Origin of the sequence: Deinococcus aquaedulcis (genome assembly GCF_019693445.1) — a bacterium.
Taxonomy (GTDB): Bacteria; Deinococcota; Deinococci; order Deinococcales; family Deinococcaceae; genus Deinococcus; species Deinococcus aquaedulcis.
In genome coordinates, this window is the sequence record NZ_JAHRBL010000001.1 from 26,475 (window position 1) to 44,618 (window position 18,144).

Sequence of the window (18,144 nt, forward strand, 5' to 3'; positions counted from 1 at the left end):
GGGCCTTTTTTTGTTCCCCACACCCAGACTGGTACAGTGGCGCCGATATGAGCGAGACAAGTCGTCCGTTGGACGTGGTGATTCTGGCGGCGGGGCAGGGCACCCGCATGAAGTCCACGCTGCCCAAGGTGCTGCACCCGGTGGCAGGGCGCCCCATGGTGGCCTGGGCCGTGAAGGCCGCCCACGAGCTGGGGGCGCGGCAGGTGGTCGTCGTGACCGGTCACGGCGCCGAGCAGGTGGAGGCCGCCCTGGCAGGGCAGCCGGTGGTGTTTGCCCGGCAGGCCCAGCAGCTGGGCACCGGCCACGCCTTCCTGACCGGTCTGGAGGCCCTGCATAGCCACGGCGACGCCGACGTGCTGGTGCTGTACGGCGACACGCCGCTGCTGCGTGCCCAGACCCTGCGCGACCTGCTGGCCGACCACCGCGCGCGGGGCAGCGCCTTTACCGTGCTGACCGGTGAACTGCCCGATGCCACCGGCTACGGCCGCATTCTGCGCGACGAGCAGGGCGCCGTATCGCGCATTGTGGAGCAAAAGGATGCCACGCCCGAGGAACGCGCCGTACGCGAATTCAACTCCGGCGTGTACCTGATGGACGGCCGCGCCCGCGACCTCGCCGCGCGCATCACCAACACCAACGCCAGCGGCGAGTATTACCTGACCGACCTGCTGGGCCTGTACCGCGAGCAGGGCGCCGCCGTGCAGGCATTCAAACTCCCGGACCCCGACGAGGTGATGGGCGCCAATGACCGCCTGGGCCTGGCCGATGCCCAGCGCATTCTGCGCGCGCGCCTGACCGAAGCGCACATGCGCGCGGGCGTGACCATTCCCATGCCGGAAACCGTGTACATCGAGGACACGGTGCAGATTGCCCAGGACGTGACCCTCGAACCCGGCGTGGTACTGCGCGGTCACACCCGGATTGCCAGTGGCGTCACGGTTGGGGCTTATAGCGTGCTCACCGACGCGGTGCTGCACGAGAGCGTGATGGTCAAGCCCCACAGCGTGCTGGAAGGCGCCGAGGTGGGCGCGGGCAGCGATGTGGGGCCCTTTGCCCGCCTGCGCCCCGGCACCGTGCTGGCCGAGGGCGTGCACATCGGCAACTTTGTGGAGACCAAGAATGCCCAGCTGGCCGCCGGGGTCAAGGCTGGGCATCTGGCATACCTGGGCGACGTGACCATTGGCCAGGAAACCAACGTGGGCGCCGGGACCATCGTGGCGAACTTTGACGGCGTGAACAAGCACCGCACGCAGGTGGGCGCCGGCGTGTTCATTGGCAGCAATTCCACCCTGATCGCCCCGCGCGTGGTAGGCGACGCGGCTTTTGTGGCCGCCGGCAGCGCCCTGCACGAGGACGTGCCCGAAGGCGCCCTGGCCGTGGCGCGCGGCAAACAGCGCACCCTGGAAGGGTGGTCGCGCCGCTACTGGGGCGGCATGCGCGAGAAGGTGGCCCAGAAGCTCCCGTGGCTGTCCGGGTGGCTGGACCGGGGAAGTGGGCAGTAGGGAGTGGGAAGCAGGAAAAGAGAGGCGGCCCTTCATCAGGGCCGCTTTTCTCTGGTTCAGGACGCGCTTGGCTGAGGGTCCACATGGGCCGACAGACTGGGGTCTTCCACCCGCCGCAGCACCGGGTTCAGCAGTTGCAGGGCCGCCACGGCTGCGAGCACCAATCCCGCCACCACGGCCACGCTGCCGGGGGCGTAGCGGGCGGCCAGCGCACCCGCCAGGGCCGTGCTGGCCGGGGCCGTGAACTGGGCAATCAGGCGGCGCACGGAAAACACCCGGCCTTGCATCTCGGGCGGTACCTGCGACTGCCAGATGCTCTGGGAGTGGGCGTTCATGGCTGGCAGCGTGAGGCCCACCACCAGGAGCGCCGCCGCCGCGCCCAGCACGGTGGCACTGGCCCCAAACGCCGCGAACGCCAGCCCCGACACCACCATCGGCACCAGCACGCCCAGCACCCGCTGCCGCTTCAGGCCGCCCCAGGTGCTGATCAGAATGCCGCCCAGCACGCCGCCCACGCTCTGGGTGATCGCCAGTGTGGCCAGGGCGCCCTGCAGCGTGCCGCCCCGGGCCGCCCAGTCGGCGCTCAGGCCGAATTTGGCGATCAGGGGTTCCAGGACCCCTAGGTTGCTGGTGCACAGGTTGGCCACCGCAAAGGTCAGCAGCAGCGCCAGCAGGGGCCGCCGCTGCCCAATGAACACCCAGCCAAAGCGCATGTCCTGCGCCAGCGTGGGCCGCTCGGCGCGCGGGCGTGGCGCGGGCGAAGGAATAGACAGGCGCCACACCACAGCCGCCGCCACCAGAAAGGTCAGGCCGTCCACCGCATACGCAAAGGGCACGCCGTCTTTTAAGCCGCTCAGCCACGCCGGGCCGCTGCCGGCGTCACGCAGCAGGGCCGGCACGCCAATCAGCAGGGCGGCGGCAGCGGGACCCACCAGCCCGGCAAGGCTCCACACCGTCTGCATCAGGCCGTTGGCGCGGGGCAGGCGGTCCCGGGGCACGAGGCTGGTGTAACTGGCATCGAACGCCGAGCCGTGAAAGGTAGACACCAGCCCCAGCAAGGCCGCCAGGGTCACCAGCGCCCACAGCGGCGCCGCCGGGGAGAGCAGCAGGCCCAGCGTGGCGAAGGTCAGGGCGGCGCCCGCAAAGTCACAGGCCAGCATGATGCGCCGCCGGTCGTGCCGGTCTGTCCAGGCGCCGGCCAGCGGCGCGCTCAGGGTCGCCGCCAGGGTCCAGGCCAGCGCAGTCAGCGACAGGGCGGCGGCCAGCTGCGGCTTTTGCTCGGCCAGCGGAAAGCGCGTCTGGGTCAGGTAGATATTGAAGGCGAACCCCGCCACCGCCGAGCCAATCACGCTCAGCGCCTGCGAGCCCCACAGCCACAGAAAGGTGCGCCAGCCGTTCGGTGGGGCAAGCAGTTGGGTCATACCGCCCAGCGTAGGCCCGGCGGGGCCTGCAGCACGATACGCCGAATGGCGAGGGCCAGCGCGGGCCGCTTTACAGTGGCGCCCCATGCTGAGTGAGCCCGGCCTGACCCCTGCCACCGAAGCCCTGCTGATGCAGGCCATGTTTCCTGACCCGGACCGCATTGCGGCGGAACTGGACCGCTACCGGCAAGGTCCCCGTCTGGTCCTGGCCTGGGCCTTTGCCGGGCAGGTCGTCAGTGCCGTGGGCCTGGAGGTCAACGGAGATGCCGCCACGGTTCTGCACCTGGGCACCCACCCGGACCATGCCCGCCAGGGACACGCGCGCACGTTGCTGCGCGAGGTGGCCCGCCACCTGAACCTCCGCACCCTGACGGCCGAAACGGATGACGAGGCCGCCGGGTTCTACCGCCGCTGTGGCTTTGCCGTGCAGGCCATGCCGTCGCCCTGGCCCCGGGCGCGTTACCGCTGCGAGTGGGTGGCCTGAAGGCCGAACGCTGCCCAGGCTGCTTTCAGGTCCGGGTGCGGCAGCAGCAGGCGGCTCTCGGGCGAGGCCAGCCACGCCAGCATCCACTGGACGCCCGCGTGCAGGCCGCCCCCCAGGGCCGCGCGCAGCTCAGCGGCATAGGGCGGCACCCCGCCCTGGTCCCATTCCAGCTTGTCGGCCAGAAACACCACGAGGTCCAGCGGGGTGGGCCGTGCATGCAGGGTGGTATGAACCCGGATGGCCTGCAAGATGTCAGGGTCGTGCACGCCATACCGGTCCCGGGCGATGACCACGCTCAGGGCGGCGTGCAGTAACAGGGGGACCTGCCGCTCTTCGGCCAACACGGGCAGGTCCAGCGATTCGCACAGCGCCACCATGTCTCCACGGGGGACAACCCCGCCGAGGTCGTGCAGCAGCGCCGCCGTGCGGGCGGCCAGTGGGTCCACGCCGAAGTGCCGGGCCAGACGCGCTGCCTCGTCGGCCACACGGGGCACATGTTCACGGATGATCTCGCGCCCGCAGGCGGCAAGCAGCGCGTCCACATCGGCGGCCAGATCGGCCAACATCCGTCCGTTGTAGGGCGCCGCCTCGCGCAGAGGAGCAGGCCAGAAGGGCCCCCAGACCTTCACCCCCGCGCCCGCAATTTCTTGCGCTCTTGCACAGCCAGCTGGTCCACCCGCTCGTTTTCGCCGTGGCCCGCGTGCCCCTTGACCCACACGAAGGTCAGGGCGTGGGTCTGGGCCTGGGCAATCAGTTCTTCCCACAGGTCCTGGTTTTTCACCGGGTCGCCGCCTGCCGTTTTCCAGCCGTTGCGCTGCCACTTCAGAATCCAGCCGTCGGTAAAGGCCTTGCGCAGGTACTGGCTGTCGGTCACCACACGCACCTGGCAGGGCCGTTTCAGGACCTTCAGGCCTTCCAGCAGGCCGCGCAGCTCCATGCGGTTGTTGGTGGTGCCTTCTTCATGGCCGCTGAGCACCAGTTCCTTGCCCTTGTAGTTCAGGATGGTGGCCCAGCCGCCGTGGCCAGCCTGGGTGTCGCAGGCGCCGTCGCTGTACAGGTCCACGTTCTCGCCCTGAATGGGTGCAGGCGGCTGAATGCCTGCCTTGATAGGCAGGCGGTCACGCGCGGCGGCCTGCGCCTTTTGCGCAGCATTCTGGGGACGGCCCTTGGTCATTGCCTGGGAACTGTAGGCAGAGGCGGGCCGTAGTGTCAACCATGACCCGCCTGCCCGCCCTCCTGACCGAGCCCGAACGCACGCCCGCGATCATCACGCACCTCTCGCCGCTGGCGGGGCTGCTGCTGCCCACCCTGGGCAACGTGCTGGGGCCACTGGTGGCGTGGCTGGCCTTCCGGGACCGCAGCCGCGCGCTGGACGACCAGGGCAAAGAGGCCCTGAACTTTCAGCTGAGTTTCTGGCTGTACGGGCTGGTGGTCAGCGTGCTGGCCTTTGCACTGTTTAGCCTGGGCCTGATCGGCGGCGCGGTGGGGGCAGCGGCGGGCACCGACCTGGGCGGGCTGGCGGTGCTGGGGTCGCTGAGCGGGTTTTTCCTGTTCTTCCTGCCGGTGCTGGTGGTGCTGGGGCTGGTGCCTTTCATCTTCATGATCGTGGCGGTGGTGCGCGTCAGTGCCGGCCAGCCTTACCACTACCCCCTGACCATTCGCTTCCTCAGATAAAACGGACCGCCGTCCTTTTCGGAAACATCCAGGTCTTTCCTGGATGTTCCCTTTTTGGGGCGCTGTTCGAGCTTCGTGCCCGGAAATCTGTACCCCTCCCGCCGCACTGCGAGTCGTTCCGACCAGGAAAACGCCGTAACGCCGGACAGAACTTTTCGGCGGTCGGCCAAGGCCGCCGCGCACGACCGCAACCCTGCCTACACCCCACAGCCCATAACCCACTACCCTGTCTCTTATGCGAATCATGGCGGTGTTTGCCCACCCGGACGACGAGATCGGTTGCATTGGCACCCTGGCCCGGCACGCGGCGCGCGGCGACGATGTGATGCTGGTCTGGACCACCCTGGGCGAGCTGGCCAGCCAGTTTGGCGACGCCCCACACGAGGAGGTGACGCGCGTGCGCCGCGAGCACGGTGCCTGGGTCGCCGGGCGCATTGGCGCGGCGCACCATTTCTTCGACATGGGCGATAGCCGCATGACTGGCAGCCGCGCCGAGGCCCTGCAACTGGCCCGCCTGTACGCCCGCTTTCGCCCCAACGCCATCCTCACCTGGAGTGACGACCACCCCCATCCCGACCACCGCATGACCGCCAAGATCGCCTTTGACGCCATCACCCTGGCGCGCATCCCCAAGATCATCAACGAGGCGGGGGGCGGGGCGGCCATGCCCCCAGCGCCGGACCTCAGCGGCGACGCGGCGCCCGAAAGTGGCGAAGACCTGCGCCGCCTGGACGCGTGGCGCGAGCCGGTGCGCTTTTACCAGTACTACGCTCCGGCCAGCCCCTACCCCGAAGTCTTTGTAAACGTCACTGACACCGTGGACGTGGGCGCCGACGTGATGGCCTACTACCAGGCGTTTTACGGCTGGCAGTGGACCGCCGATCAGTACCGCGCCGCCCGCGCCGACCTGGGCCGTCTGGCCGGGGTGGGCGCCGCCGAGCGCTTTAACCTGCGGGCCTCGCACCTGCGCGCGCGCGAGTACCTGGATTGAGAACAGGCGGGGCTGAAGCCGGGAGCCAGCGGCGGGACGGACGGGCCACCCCCGCCGCGCTACAGTGGCAGCTATCTATGGCCGAGCCCATCAGCATCAAGCAGACCATCGTCGTCCGGTCGCGTCCGGACGTGCTGTACCGCCTCGCCCTGGAACCCAAGCGGCGCCTGAAGTGGGACCCCAATCTGGTGCAGGCCGACTACGAAGGCGAGGGGGGCCGCCTCAGCAACAACGCCCTGGTGCGCTTTAAGTTCTCGCGCCGCCTGCTGGGGCTGCGCTTTACCGCCAAGTACGGCCAGCTGCAGGCCCCGCAGCGCGGCGGCTGGGAAAGCGTGCGCCATGTAGGGCCTTTGGAGAAACTCACCCAGAGCTGGGTGTTCCGGCCCATGCCCGGCGGCACCGAAGTCACCCTGACGGTGAACGCCCGCGTGCGCTACAAGTTTGTAAAAGCCCCGGTGGAGCGCATTTTGCACAACATGGTGGCCACCACCCTGCTGGAACTGCAGCGCAGCGTGGACGCCCAGGGCGCGCAGCTTCTGGAAGACATGGGCCGCGAACTGCAGGAGCGCCAGAAAGCCGAGAAAAAAGCCGCCAAGGAAGCCGCGAAGGCCGCCAAGCGCAAGAAATAGAGAGGGAGATTGAGGGGAGCCCGCCTGCATTGGCAGATGGGCCCCCTCGCTTTAGTCCTGCTCGGTGCTGAACAGCAGCACGGTACCGTCCTTGGTGGCAAAGGCGGTCCAGGGGGTCTGCGCCTGCACCCGGTAGCCCTCGGCGGGGCGCAGGCGCACGAAGTTGCTCAGCGGCAGGTCCACCACCGCCTCGCCGCTGAGGCACAGCAGGTAGCCCGTCTCTGTCGGCCCAGTCAGGGTGCCCGACAGGTGCACCACCCGCAGCCCGCTCCCCGGCAGCCTCACCCAGTGCCCCGGACTGCCCTGCGCCAGCCGCGCCAGATGCAGAGCCTGGGGGGCTTCGGGGGCTAAGGAGCGGGGCATGGGAAGCCGCCTGCGGCGGGGGTCAAAGGGTCTAAGGGTCTAAGGGTCAAAGAGGGGAGAGGACAGGTCGAGAGGGCCAGTGGGCGAAACGTCGAGTAGAACGTAAGGCCGCTCGACGCCTCAACTGCTCGACCCCTCGACGCCTCAATCATCCGCCGCGCGCCGCCTGATTAAGCTTCTTGCTGGCCTGCAGCGCCATGCCCTTGGCCTTCTTGACGTCCAGGCCTAGTTCGGGGGCCACCTCTTCCACCTTGCGGCCCTGCTCGCGGGTGGCGGTTACCAGCTGGCGTTCCTGGGGGCTCAGGACGCCCAGATGCGGTTTCAGGTCGGCCCAGGTGAAGGTGGCCTTGGCGGGGGCGGCGGGTTTGGCCGCCTTGCTGGTCGGTTTCTTGGCCGCTGTGGTACGTGCCGCGCCTGTTTTGGCGGCGGGCTTTTTGGCCGCCGTGGCCTTTTTCGGTGCCGCCGCCGCTTTGCGCGGGGCCTTGCCCGGCTTTTTCTTGGGCTCCTTGCCGCGCTCTTCCAGAATTTCCAGGGCGCGTTCGGCGCTCAGGGTGCCCTCGTCCTCGCCCTTGCGCAGGGTGGCGTTGCGCTCGCCGTCAGTCAGGTAGGGGCCAAAGCGGCCAGACTTGAGCACAATTGGCGCGCGGCCCTCGTATTCAAAGGAGCGCAGGGGCGGCGCGGCAGCCGCCCGGCCCCGGCCAAAGCGCGGCTGCATGAACAGGGCCTCGGCCTGGGGCAGCGTCACCGTGAACAGTTCCTCGTGGCCCGTCAGCGAGCGGCTGTCCCCGCCGCGCTTGAGGTACGGGCCGAACTTGCCGTTCATGGCCCAGACCTCCTCGCCCTCGCTGACGCCCACCAAGCGGGGCAGGCTCAGCAGCTTCAGGGCACGTTCCAGCGAGATGGTGCGCAGGTCGTCACTGGGGAACAGGCTGGCGGTGCGCACGGGTGGGGTGGTGTCGCCCAGCGTCACATACGGGCCGTAGCGCCCCGCGCGGGCCACCACCGGGTGCCCGGTGGCCTCGTCCACGCCCAGCACGCGGTCACCACTGGGGCGCGACAGCAGTTCCTCGGCCTTTTCAGGGGTCAGTTCGTCGGGCGCCAGCTCTTCAGGCAGGTTGGCCTTCTGCTCGCCGCGCTCCATGTAGGGGCCGTAGCGGCCCACGCGCACCTCAATGCCGCTGCCGTCCAGCTTGGGCACGCGGATGGTGGCAATGCCCCGGGCGTCTATCTCGCCCATCTTGGAGTCAATCAGGGGCCGCAGGGCCATGCCCTCGCCGCGCTCGCCCAGGTAAAAGCGCTTCAGGTACGGCACCCGCTGGGCGCGCCCGCCCGCAATGTCGTCCAGGTCCTCTTCCATCTTGGCGGTGAAGTCGTAGTCCACCAGCTTGCCAAAGTGGTGTTCCAGCAGCGCCGAGGTGGCAAAAGCGGTCCAGGTGGGAATAAGCGCCTGCCCCTTTTTCACGGCGTAGCCCCGGTCCTGAATGGTGCCCAGAATGCTGGCGTAGGTGCTGGGCCGCCCAATCCCGGCGCCTTCCAGCGCCTGCACCAGGCTGGCTTCGGTGTAGCGGGCGGGGGGCTGGGTCTCATGGCCTTCGGGCTTCACGCTCTGGGCCTGCACCCGCTCGCCTTCTTTCAGGGGGGGCAGGGGCGTGTCGCGGTCTTCCAGGGCGGCGCCGGGATCGTCGCTGCCTTCCACGTAGGCGCGCAGGAAGCCGGGGAAATCAATGGTGCGCCCCGAGGCACTCAGGCCCACAGCGTCCGGCCCCGCCTGCCCTTTCAGGCGCACGCGCAGGCTGCGGCCCCGGGCGTCGGCCATCTGGCAGGCCACAGTGCGCTTCCAGATCAGGTCGTACAGGCGCCATTCATCGCCGCCCAGTTCGCTGCGCAGGCTGTCGGGCGTGCGGAAGCGGCTGCCGGCCGGGCGAATAGCCTCGTGCGCTTCCTGGGCGTTCTTGGCCTTCTTGGCGTACACGCGCGGCTGCGGCGAGAGGTAGTCCTGGCCGTACATCTGCGCCACCTGGGTGCGGGCGGCCGTCACCGCCTCGGTGCTGAGGTTGGTGGAGTCCGTGCGCATATAGGTGATGTACCCGCCCTCGTAGAGCTTCTGCGCCGCGCGCATGGTGCGGGTGGCCGCAAAGCCCAGCTTGCGGCTCCCCTCCTGCTGCAGCGTGGAGGTGATAAAAGGCGCGTAGGGCCGCTGGGTAAAGGGTTTTTCCTCCGCGCTGGTGACGGTCAGGGGCTGCCCGGTCAGGGCCTCGGCCAGCGCGCGCGCCTCGGCCTCTGTCAGCAGGCGCACGTCTGCGCCCTCTTTCAGCTTGCCGGTCAGGGGGTCAAAGTCCTTGCCCAGTGCCAGTTTCTGCCCGGCCACGTCTGTCAGGCGGGCGGGGAAGGTCTGCCCCCCTGCCGTGCGCCCGGTCACCAGCAGATCCCACCAGGTGGCGCTCACAAAGCGCATGCGCTCGCGTTCGCGTTCCACCAGCATGCGGGTGGCCACGCTTTGCACCCGCCCGGCGCTCAGCTTGGGGGCCACCTTCTTCCACAGCACCGGGCTGACCTCGTAGCCGTAGAGACGGTCCAGCGCGCGCCGGGCCTCCTGGGCTTCTACGAGGTTGGTGTCAATCTGCCGGGGCGCGGCGATGGCGGCCTGAATGGCTTCCTTGGTGATCTCGTGAAACACCATGCGCCGCACCGGCACCTTGGGCCTCAGTTCCTGGTACAGGTGCCACGCGATGCTCTCGCCCTCGCGGTCATCGTCGGTCGCCAGAATGATTTCGCTGGCGTCCTGGGCCATCTTGCGCAGCTTGGCCACATGGGCCTTTTTCTCCGGCGAGACCACGTACAGCGGCTGAAAGTCGTTCTCGATGTCCAGACCCAGCCGGGCCCACGCCTTGCCCTTGTACTTCTCGGGAATGTCCGAGGCGCTTTTCGGCAGGTCGCGGATGTGCCCAATGCTGGATTCCACCGTGTACCCCTTTCCGAGGTACTTCTCGATGGTGCGGGCCTTGGCGGGCGACTCGACGATCACAAGCGTGTTGGAGGCTGGTCTGGGCATAAAAGAGGGGCTCCTCTGGCACGGAGAAGTCAGGCAGGAGCGTAGCACGCCCCCGCCCCGGCTTCCGGGAGAAGGAAATCAATCTGCCTTGGCCTTCGTTGGCAGTCCCTGCCTTCAGAACCGTCTCAGGCTTCAGATTTTCTTCATGCTAGGCTGCCCCCTGATGCGCTCGCGGGGTGCCACCGTCTTCTTTCTTCCCCTGGCTGTGGTGGGGGCCCTGCTGGGCGCGTTTCTGGTCGCGCCGCGTCTGTCGGCCCCGGCCCCGGCCCAGCCCCACTCCACGCTGGTGGTGCTGGGTGCCGCCCAGTACGCCGGGCACCCCAGCCCCGCCTTTCAGCGCCGCCTGGACCACGCCCTGAAGCTGTACCGCGCCGGCGGCGTGCGCACCGTGGTGGTCACAGGCGGGCGCCGCCCCGGTGATCCCTACACCGAAGGCGGCGTGGGCACCGCGTATCTGGCCGGGCGGGGCCTGCCCCCCCGCGCCCTGGTGGCCGAGGAGCGCAGCCGCACCACTATTGAAAACCTGCGTAATGCCCGCGTGAGTTTGCCCCCCGGCACCCCCGTGACCCTGGTGACCGATGCAGCCCACGCCCCCCGCGCCCTGGCCCTGGCGCGCGCCCTGGGCCTGGACGCCAACGTGAGCCCCAGCCCCCTGAGCCCCCAGGTGAGCCGCCTGTACCTGCTGCGCGAGCGCCTGGCGCTGCTGGGGTATGCGCTGCTGGGGGTGTGAAGAGGGGAATTGGGCAGTGGGTTGTAGGAAGTGGGAAAAGATGAGGGGCTGAAGCAGCTCCGGGTGTGTAAGGAAAAAGGTGAGTGGAAAAAGCTGTTCCACTCACCACTGCCCACCTCCCCTTACCGCCTTAGTCGCCGCGTCACTGCTCCGACCTCAGGCAGTTTCAGGGCCAGGGCGCCGGCCAGATAGAGGGCCAAGCCCGCGCCGCCGGCCACCGCCAGCCCCAGGACCCCCTGCACGAAAAAGCCGGGGGCGGGGAGCACCTTGGCCAAGAGCCAGGCTGCCGCGCCCGCCAGCGCGGCCAGGGGCAACACGCGCGCCAGGTGGCTGGCCACTTCGCGCCCCGGAAAGCCCACATCGCGGCGGTACAGGTACAGCAGGGCGCCCGTCATCAGCACGCCGCTGATCGTGGTGCTCAGGCCAAAGCCACTTAAGCCCAGCGGGGGCACCAGCAGGCGGTACAGCGCCACCTCCAGCACAAAGCCCAGGGCGCTCACCGTGACCGCCTCGCGGGTGCGTTCGCGGGCGTAGAAGGTGCGCAGCAGCACCGTCACCAGCGCCCAGGGCACTAGCGCCAGCGCCCAGCCGGTCAGGATGCCGCTGCCGGCAACGAACTTGTCCAGCGCCTCGGGCCCGGCAGGCACCTTGAGGTTCATCAGGCTGACCGCGTAGGGTGCCAGGACCACCAGCAGCGCGCTCATGGGCGCGGCCAGAAAGGTGGTGGTGCGGATCGTCTGGGCGGTGAGCTGCCGGAACAGGGCCCAGTCGCGGTCGGCCGCCGCCTGCGAAAAGCGCGGAAACACCGCCAGCACGGGGGAAACCACAAAGAGGCCGTTGACCATTGTGAACAGCGCCTCGGCGTTGGCGTAGCCCGTGGCCGTTCCCTTGGGAAACTGCTGCACGTTGGTGAGCAGGCTGGTCACGTAGACGTTCAGAATCTGCCGCGCGCCGGCCGTGAGGGTAAACGGCGCCATCTGCCGCAGCACCCGCCCCAGCGCCGGGTGCCCGCCCAACCGGGGAATGGGCAGCAGCCCAAAGCGGTGCAGGGCCGGCAGCTGCACCACCAGCTGCGCCACCCCGCCCAGCAGCCAGCCCACGCCCAGCCACGTGGCGGTGTCGGGCAGCAGGGCCAGCGCCGCGATGCTGGCGAGGTTAAAGGCGATGGGCGCAAAACTGCTCTCCCGGAAGTGCTCGTCGGCGTTCAGCAGGCCCATCGCCACGCTGGACAGGCTGATCAGCATGAGAAAGGGCATCACCAGCCGCGTCATGTAGAGCGCCACCTCGCGGTCCACGTTCGAGGTGCCCGAGAGCAGCAGGTCCACCACCAGGGGCGCGGCCAGAATGCCCAGCGCCATCAGCAGCAGGTTCACCGCGATCATCACGCCGCTGAAGGTTTGCGCCAGTGCCCGCCGCCCCTGGGTGTCCAGCGATTTGTAGACCGGAATAAACGAATTGACCAGCGCCCCTTCGGCCAATAGTTCGCGCAGCAGGTTGGGCACCTTGACCGCCACGGTAAAGGCGTCAGTCAGGCGTTCGTCGAAAAGGTTGATGATCTGCTGGCGCAGAATGCCCGAGAGCCGCGAGCCCAGCGTGCCCAGCATCACGATGATGGTGTTGGCCCGCAGCGAGCGCCGGGGCGGCGCGGGTGGGGGAGCGGCGGGTGGCCCGGCGTCTTCGAACGACAGGTTGATTTCGGGTGGGGCAGGCGGCGGGCCTGAGGGCGGAAGACTCACCTGGCCACTGTACTGCCGCCGCGCCGCACTGGGCCGAAAAGCACGCGGGGCTGTGGGATGCCTGCCCACAGCCCCGCCGCCTCCGGTTTCTCAGTCCAGCGCTTCGTCCAGTGCCCGCGCGTGGCCGTCTGGGCCGATGAACAGACGCCCAGCCCCGAACGTCACGCCCAGGGTTAACGGTTGCAGGTACGCCTGCAGGTGCCCTGGGAGCCCGCTCACGGTCAGGGGCGTGCGCGGGGCCGCCACCAGCCGGTACATGCCGGGCTGTCCGGGCAGGCGGTCATACACAAAGGCGCCGCGCCGCTGCGGGGCAGTCAGATGCTCGTCGAAGCCGCCGGCCGGGGCGTTGGCCTCCTCGTGCTCGGGGCGGGTGTCAATCCAGACGTGAATGGCCTCCAGCAGTTCCTCGGACTGCAGCGCCGCTTGCGGCACCGTGTCGTCGCCCGCCGCCAGCAACTGCGCGATGTGCCCCTGCTCGTCGGCCGCAAACCAGTCGAACTCCACCCCCGCAATTTCCTCGCGGGTAATGACCGTGTGGGCGGCCGGCTCCATTACGCCCGCCCGGGGTTGAGCAGGTTCTGCACCGGGTTGGGCTGGGCCGGAAAGGCCACCCGCACATGCACGGTGGTGCCGGGCACGGTGGCCGGGTCCACGTTGATCCAGTGGCTGGCCAGCACCGGGGGCGTGGGCTCGGGGTCAATGGCGCGCACCAGCACGCGGCCAGCGGCCGGGACGATGGCGCACCAGCCGTCCTGCGCGGCGCCGAAGGCCCGGATGGGCAGCACGCTCTGCAGGGTCAGGTCGTCGGGGGTGGCCCAGTATTCAATAAGCAGGCTGGCGTGGGTGCGGCCCAGGTCCTCGGGGACCACGTCCAGCTGCACCTCCACGGCATCGGGCTTGCCGGGAACCAGATTCATCCAGCCGGGCACCACGAGGCGACCGCTGCGGGTGCTTTTAAACTGCTGCGCTGCGCTTTGGGTCATGGGGCTCAGAGTAGCGCGCGCTGGCCCCGCCGGTTTCCGGTGAAGGGTAAAGGGGCACCGTGGCCGCGCCGCAGCAGCACAAGTCAGGAGCACCCGGCGACCCGGATGCTCCCCACCAGCCCTGCCCTTCCTTATTCCCGCTGCGCTGTGTGAATCAGGGCGCGCACGCCCAGAAAGCCCACCACGAAGAACAGCAGCGGCACGAGGTTGATGTTCAGTTCGGCGTCCTTTTCGGGTTCCAGCGCGTTCTGGCGGCGGTAGCGGATCATGGGCCCCAGCGTACGGCACCTCTGCTGGGCCCCGCCCCGCGCTGGCCTTTACCCAGGCTTGGGATTTTCGCTGTCCAGCCCCTGTGGCCCCCGGCAGCGGGCAGGCATTGCGCTGCCGGCCGCGCGGGGGTAGAACAGCGCCCGTGACCCCCACTGCCCACCTTCCGCCCACCATGCGCGCCCTGAGCAAGGCCCGCCCCGAAGAAGGCATCTGGATGACCGAGGCCGAGGTGCCGGCCCCCGGCCCCAACGACCTGCTGATCCGGGTGAAAAAGGGCAGCATCTGCGGCACCGACGTGCACATTTACAAGTGGGACGAGTGGGCCCAGAAGACCATTCCGGTGCCCATGGTGGTCGGCCACGAGTACGTGGGCGTGGTGGCGGGCATGGGCAGCGAGGTGCGCGGGTTCCAGATTGGCGACCGCGTGAGCGGCGAGGGCCACGTGACCTGCGGGCACTGCCGCAACTGCCGCGCTGGGCGCCGCCACCTGTGCCGCAACACCCTGGGCGTGGGTGTCAACCGCCCCGGCTCCTTTGCCGAGTATCTGGTGCTGCCGGCCTTTAACGCCTTCAAACTCCCCGACGATATTCCTGACGACATCGCCGCCATCTTCGACCCCTTTGGCAACGCGGTGCATACCGCCCTGAGCTTTGACCTGGTGGGCGAGGACGTGCTGATCACGGGGGCGGGGCCCATCGGCGTGATGGCGGCGGCCGTGGCCAAGCATGTGGGCGCGCGCCACGTGGTAATCACGGATCTGAACGACTACCGCCTGGACCTCGCCCGCCGCATGGGCGTGACCCGCGCCGTGAATGTGGGCCGCGAATCCCTGCAAGGCGTGATGACTGAGCTGGGCATGACCGAGGGCTTTGACGTGGGCCTGGAAATGAGCGGCTCTGGCCCCGCCTTTGCCCAGATGGTGCAGGCCATGAACAACGGCGGCAAGATTGCCCTGCTGGGCATTCCCAGTGGCCGCGTGGACATTGACTGGAACGCCGTGATCTTCAAGATGCTGACCATCAAGGGCATCTACGGCCGCGAGATGTTCGAGACGTGGTACAAGATGGCCGCCCTGATTCAGTCCGGCCTGGACCTGAGCCCTGTCATTACCCACCACTACGGCATTGCCGACTACCAGAAGGGCTTTGACGCCATGCTGAGTGGGCAAAGTGGCAAAGTGATTCTGAGCTGGGAGTAAGGAGAAGGGTGTAGGGCGTGGGTTGTGGGGTGTAGGAAGAGAGGGGCGTGGGGAGTAGGCAGTGGGAAGTGGGAAAGGCGGTGGCAGAGATGCCGCACGCCTTTTTCTTTGGTCTTTTGAAAAGTAGAACCTTCCGGGCCGCATCAAGCCTTCTTGCACCTCTACCGCCCAGGTCCAGACGAAGCCGTCGTGCCCGAAGGGCGCGGGCGTAAGGCGATGGGCGGAGGCGGGCCACGGCGTACGACGCGGGGCGAAGAAAGGCCGCCCCGAACCGTCAGTCAACGTTTGCCAGCGCAGCGCCGCTCCCCCTGCCCCTCTGGGGTAGGGGGCTGGGGGGTGGGGCCAGCCGTTACTAGCCGTTCAATCACCCCCCCTGCGCCATCTGGCCCATTGCCAACCTCCTTCACCCCCCGCCACACTGCCCCCATGCCCACCCCCACCCCCCGCCCCTGCTGGCCCGGTCCCCCGGGCCCGCCCCCGCCTGTGCGCTGAACCCCCGTTCACCGCTCAGCCCGCGCCCGGTTCCGTCCAGGCGCGGCTTTTTTTGTCCTCATTCATCCCCGGAGGTTTCCCCATGACCACGCCCATCCTCACCCGCCCCCGCATCCTCACCGGCGACCGCCCCACCGGCCGCCTGCACCTGGGCCACCTCGCCGGCTCGCTCCAGGGGCGCGTGGCCCTCCAGGACACCCACGATCTGTTCGTCCTAGTGGCCGATGTCCAGGCCCTGACCGACCACTTTGACCGCCCCCACACCGTCCATGACCATGTGCCCGAAGTCATGCTGGACTACCTCGCCGCTGGCCTGGACCCAACAAAAGTAACCTTCGTCCTGCAATCGGCGGTGCCCGAACTGGCCGAACTCACCCTGTACCTGCTGAACCTCGTGACCGTCTCCAAGCTGCGCCAGAACCCCACGGTGAAAACCGAGATTGCCCAGAAGGGTTACGGGGAGGCGGTGCCGGCCGGTTTTTTCATCTACCCAGCGGCGCAGGTGGCCGATATCGTGGCCTTTGGTGCGCAGGTGGTGCCCGTGGGTGAGGACCAGCAGCCCATGCTGGAACTGGCGCGCGAGGTGGTGCGGCGCTTTAACAGCCTGTATGGCCCCACGCTGACCGAACCCCAGGCCCAGCTCTCAGCCGTGCCCCGCTTGCCCGGCCTGGACGGCGGCGCCAAGATGGGCAAATCGCTGGGCAACGCCATCTATCTCTCGGACACCCCGGAGGAGGTACGGCGCAAGGTGATGGGCATGTACACCGACCCCGGCCACCTGCGCGCCAGCGATCCGGGCCGGGTGGAAGGCAACCCGGTTTTCACCTACCTGGACGCCTTTGACCCAGACCCGGCGCGGGTGGCCGCCCTGAAGGCCCACTACCGCGCCGGGGGTCTGGGCGACGTGACCCTCAAACGGCACTTGATTGAGGTGCTGGAAGCGCTCCTGGCGCCTATGCGGGCACGCCGGACTACCTTTGCAGCGGAACCCTCGGCCGTGAGGCGCTTGCTCCAGCAGGGCACCGCCAGAGGTCGGGCTGAAGCGGCCTGCACTCTGAAGCGAGTGCGTTCCGTCCTGCGCTTACATGAGTGTTGAGGCGCGCGGATGGTGCAGGTGGCGTCTCAGCGCGGCGGATAGTGCTTTGCTTAGTGCCCCGGTATAGCCCGAATCAGTGCCGATAGATTGCGCTTTAAAAGTTTAGACCGTACTCAGCGTCACCCGGACTGCCCAAATTGTCCGAACCATTGGTCGGAGCTACTGCCTCCCTCGTGCGATGCTCCCCCAGACTCGCGCGGTGGGAGCTGTCCCGGGACTCTGCAAGGGAGAGAGGCAAGAATGCCCTCCTGTTTGCCTCTCTGCACGCGATGTCTTGAAGCTGTCCACGCCACCGCGTACTTGGCCCTCCTCAGCGCACCCCTAGCTGAATTTTCCCCGCCTCAACTCCTCAGCAGGTGGGCGAACCCAGTGTCGTCCAGCGGCGGCAGATCGGCCAGCGAGGTCAGCCCAAAGTCCAGCAGGAAGCGTTCAGTGGTGCCATACAGCAGGGGCTGACCTACCGAATCCGCCCGGCCCACCACCTTTACCAGTTCGCGTTCCTGCAGGGTCACGACGGTACTCGCACTGCCTCCCCGCATCGCCTCAATCTCGGCGCGCGTGACGGGCTGGCGGTAGGCGATGACAGCCAGCACCTCCAGCGCCGCGCTGCTCAGGGGCGGCAGCGGCGGCGGGGCCAGCAGCGGCGTCAGGTGACTGGCCAGGGCCGGGGGTACCACAAAGCGGTAGCCTCCTGCCACGGCCTCGACTTGAAAGCCCAGTTCCGCCTTCTTAAGGCGAGCGCTGAAGGCTTCGACCTCGCGCCGCGCCGCCTCTTCAGGAAGGCCCAGGACGCTGGCCAGGTCCCCGGCGCTGACCGGTCGCCCGGCGGCCAGCAGGGCCGCGCCAATCAGGGCGCTCAGGGGCGGCGAGTCACTCACAGAGGCGCGCGTTCCAGCCGCGCCAGCACCTGCTGCGCTGGCAGGGCCCCCTCGCGCAGCACCCGCCCTTCTGGCAGCAGCAGCACCGTGCTGGGGACCCCCAGGCAGGGCACGTCGCCATCTGGCAGCACCATGTCGCCCAGATTCATCGCCAGAGCAGCCGCAAAGGTCAGGGCCGGGGCCTCCCCACTGGGGTTGCAACTGGTGGTTGCCAGCACCCCGCCCACGGCGTTCAGCAGCGCCAGCGCCACCGGATGGTCTGGCACGCGAATCCCCACCCGGCCCTCGGGGGCCAGCAGGGGTGGGCACGCCGCGCTCGCGGGCAGCACGGCCGTCAGCGGCCCCGGCCAGAAAGGGGTCAGCGCTTGGGCGAGGTCATCAAAGCCAGCGTCGGCGGCGACCAGGGACCGCGCCGCCTCGGCAGAGGCACACGATACCTGCACCGGCTTGTCGGCCACGCGGCCTTTCAGGTCATAGAGGCGGCGGATGCCGTCCGGGCGCTGCGGGTGGGCGGCTAGGCCCCAGACGGTTTCGCTGGGGTAAGCCACCACCCCTCCGGCGTCCAGCACCTGCGCGGCACGCTGTAAATCGTGGGTGGAAACTATGGTCATGGAAAGTCCAAAGTGTGAAGTGATGTAAGGCGGG

Annotated in this window: 19 protein-coding genes; 8 read left to right on the forward strand and 11 right to left on the reverse strand. The window is 68.6% G+C overall.

The features are described 5' to 3' along the window. Window positions 1-47: 47 nt before the first annotated feature. Window positions 48-1,502: a bifunctional UDP-N-acetylglucosamine diphosphorylase/glucosamine-1-phosphate N-acetyltransferase GlmU gene (gene glmU, locus KMW22_RS00150; protein WP_221088002.1), complete on the forward strand. Its 1,455-nt coding sequence runs from the start codon at window positions 48-50 to the stop codon at window positions 1,500-1,502. 56 nt (window positions 1,503-1,558) lie between these two features. Here the strand turns inward: glmU and KMW22_RS00155 are convergent, their stop codons facing one another. After that, on the reverse strand, window positions 1,559-2,923 hold the full coding sequence (locus KMW22_RS00155) for an MFS transporter (protein WP_221088003.1): 1,365 nt from the start codon (window positions 2,921-2,923) through the stop codon (window positions 1,559-1,561). Window positions 2,924-3,008: 85 nt separating this feature from the next. Between KMW22_RS00155 and KMW22_RS00160 the strand changes: the two genes are divergently transcribed. Further along, on the forward strand, window positions 3,009-3,407 hold the full coding sequence (locus KMW22_RS00160; RefSeq protein ID WP_221088004.1) for a GNAT family N-acetyltransferase: 399 nt from the start codon (window positions 3,009-3,011) through the stop codon (window positions 3,405-3,407). On the opposite strand, the gene yqeK is transcribed toward KMW22_RS00160, so the two are convergent. After that, entirely contained in the window at window positions 3,383-3,973 is a 591-nt protein-coding gene (yqeK, locus tag KMW22_RS00165) for a bis(5'-nucleosyl)-tetraphosphatase (symmetrical) YqeK (RefSeq protein ID WP_221088005.1), read from the reverse strand. The genes KMW22_RS00160 and yqeK overlap by 25 nt on opposite strands. A 59-nt stretch (window positions 3,974-4,032) precedes the next feature. Continuing rightward, the gene (gene rnhA, locus KMW22_RS00170) at window positions 4,033-4,581 is read right to left on the reverse strand and encodes a ribonuclease HI (protein WP_221088006.1); all 549 of its coding nucleotides are present in this window, start codon (window positions 4,579-4,581) and stop codon (window positions 4,033-4,035) included. A 41-nt stretch (window positions 4,582-4,622) separates the two neighbouring features. On the opposite strand from rnhA, the gene KMW22_RS00175 reads away from it, so the two are divergent. The 3 genes from KMW22_RS00175 (at window position 4,623) to KMW22_RS00185 (ending at window position 6,701) form a co-directional block, all read left to right on the forward strand. After that, window positions 4,623-5,081 (forward strand): DUF4870 domain-containing protein, encoded by a 459-nt coding sequence (locus tag KMW22_RS00175; RefSeq protein ID WP_221088007.1) that lies wholly within the window; start codon window positions 4,623-4,625, stop codon window positions 5,079-5,081. Between the two features lie 235 nt (window positions 5,082-5,316). Further along, window positions 5,317-6,072, forward strand: coding sequence for a PIG-L deacetylase family protein (locus tag KMW22_RS00180; RefSeq protein ID WP_221088008.1), 756 nt, complete (start codon window positions 5,317-5,319; stop codon window positions 6,070-6,072). Window positions 6,073-6,149: 77 nt separating this feature from the next. Then, entirely contained in the window at window positions 6,150-6,701 is a 552-nt protein-coding gene (locus KMW22_RS00185; protein ID WP_221088009.1) for an SRPBCC family protein, read from the forward strand. A gap of 51 nt (window positions 6,702-6,752) precedes the next feature. Here the strand turns inward: KMW22_RS00185 and KMW22_RS00190 are convergent, their stop codons facing one another. Beyond that, window positions 6,753-7,064 (reverse strand): hypothetical protein, encoded by a 312-nt coding sequence (locus tag KMW22_RS00190; protein WP_221088010.1) that lies wholly within the window; start codon window positions 7,062-7,064, stop codon window positions 6,753-6,755. Between the two features lie 148 nt (window positions 7,065-7,212). Further along, on the reverse strand, window positions 7,213-10,116 hold the full coding sequence (topA, locus tag KMW22_RS00195; RefSeq protein WP_221088011.1) for a type I DNA topoisomerase: 2,904 nt from the start codon (window positions 10,114-10,116) through the stop codon (window positions 7,213-7,215). A gap of 163 nt (window positions 10,117-10,279) precedes the next feature. On the opposite strand from topA, the gene KMW22_RS00200 reads away from it, so the two are divergent. Next, window positions 10,280-10,846: a YdcF family protein gene (locus tag KMW22_RS00200; RefSeq protein WP_221088012.1), complete on the forward strand. Its 567-nt coding sequence runs from the start codon at window positions 10,280-10,282 to the stop codon at window positions 10,844-10,846. A gap of 122 nt (window positions 10,847-10,968) precedes the next feature. Here KMW22_RS00200 and murJ read toward each other — a convergent pair whose 3' ends face one another. From murJ to KMW22_RS00220, 4 genes are all read right to left on the reverse strand, one after another. Next, on the reverse strand, window positions 10,969-12,582 hold the full coding sequence (gene murJ / locus KMW22_RS00205) for a murein biosynthesis integral membrane protein MurJ (protein ID WP_221088013.1): 1,614 nt from the start codon (window positions 12,580-12,582) through the stop codon (window positions 10,969-10,971). 90 nt (window positions 12,583-12,672) lie between these two features. Further along, a complete protein-coding gene (locus KMW22_RS00210) occupies window positions 12,673-13,134 on the reverse strand; it encodes a hypothetical protein (protein ID WP_221088014.1) in 462 nt (153 codons plus the stop codon). Continuing rightward, window positions 13,134-13,565, reverse strand: coding sequence for a uracil-DNA glycosylase (locus KMW22_RS00215; RefSeq protein ID WP_221088015.1), 432 nt, complete (start codon window positions 13,563-13,565; stop codon window positions 13,134-13,136). Before KMW22_RS00215 ends, KMW22_RS00210 begins: the two co-directional genes overlap by 1 nt. Window positions 13,566-13,696: 131 nt before the next feature. Then, window positions 13,697-13,834, reverse strand: a complete 138-nt coding sequence (locus KMW22_RS00220; protein WP_221088016.1) for a hypothetical protein — start codon at window positions 13,832-13,834, stop codon at window positions 13,697-13,699. A gap of 173 nt (window positions 13,835-14,007) precedes the next feature. On the opposite strand from KMW22_RS00220, the gene tdh reads away from it, so the two are divergent. Together tdh and trpS are read left to right on the forward strand one after the other, a co-directional pair. Then, window positions 14,008-15,033, forward strand: a complete 1,026-nt coding sequence (gene tdh, locus KMW22_RS00225; RefSeq protein ID WP_221088501.1) for an L-threonine 3-dehydrogenase — start codon at window positions 14,008-14,010, stop codon at window positions 15,031-15,033. Between the two features lie 574 nt (window positions 15,034-15,607). Beyond that, the gene (gene trpS / locus KMW22_RS00230; protein ID WP_221088017.1) at window positions 15,608-16,621 is read left to right on the forward strand and encodes a tryptophan--tRNA ligase; all 1,014 of its coding nucleotides are present in this window, start codon (window positions 15,608-15,610) and stop codon (window positions 16,619-16,621) included. 341 nt (window positions 16,622-16,962) lie between these two features. Here the strand turns inward: trpS and scpB are convergent, their stop codons facing one another. Together scpB and KMW22_RS00240 are read right to left on the reverse strand one after the other, a co-directional pair. Beyond that, window positions 16,963-17,499: an SMC-Scp complex subunit ScpB gene (gene scpB, locus KMW22_RS00235; protein ID WP_221088018.1), complete on the reverse strand. Its 537-nt coding sequence runs from the start codon at window positions 17,497-17,499 to the stop codon at window positions 16,963-16,965. Then, on the reverse strand, window positions 17,496-18,110 hold the full coding sequence (locus KMW22_RS00240; RefSeq protein ID WP_221088019.1) for an L-threonylcarbamoyladenylate synthase: 615 nt from the start codon (window positions 18,108-18,110) through the stop codon (window positions 17,496-17,498). Before KMW22_RS00240 ends, scpB begins: the two co-directional genes overlap by 4 nt. Window positions 18,111-18,144: the final 34 nt, after the last annotated feature.